This is a genomic window from Salinarimonas soli (genome assembly GCF_008386575.1).
GTDB lineage: Bacteria > Pseudomonadota > Alphaproteobacteria > Rhizobiales > Beijerinckiaceae > Salinarimonas_A > Salinarimonas_A soli.
This window is the reverse complement of sequence record NZ_VUOA01000292.1, coordinates 1-331: the sequence shown is the minus strand read 5'-3', so window position 1 is coordinate 331 and position 331 is coordinate 1. Positions and strand designations below refer to the sequence as shown.

The window sequence follows — 331 nt, the reverse complement described above, 5'->3', positions numbered from 1 at the left end:
GCTCCTCAAGGGCCCGGACACGTTGAGAGACCGCCGAGGGGGTGACGCCGAGGGTCCCGGCGGCGCGTTCGAAGCTGCCCTGGCGCACCACGGCGGCGAGCGCCGAAAGACCGGCATAGTCGAGCACGGATTAGCGCTCCTTCATCAACCTTAGTAGCTTTAGGTTCTCTACAGGGGCACGCGCCGGTATGAAACCCGCCATGTCATACGTCTCAGCCTTCCTGAACGGTTACCTGGTATCCGCCGCCCTGGTCAGCGCCATCGGCGCCCAGAATGCCTACCTCCTGTGGCAGGGGCTTCGCCGCGTGCACGTCGGGCCGATTGGGGCCCT

1 protein-coding gene is annotated in these 331 nt (G+C 65.9%); it reads right to left on the bottom strand.

All coding sequences use genetic code 11. From position 1 onward, the window contains the following. Positions 1–127, bottom strand: a 127-nt coding sequence (locus F0L46_RS25970) for a LysR family transcriptional regulator (protein WP_149822456.1), incomplete at its 3' end; no start/stop codon positions are given. Positions 128–331 lie beyond the last annotated feature (204 nt).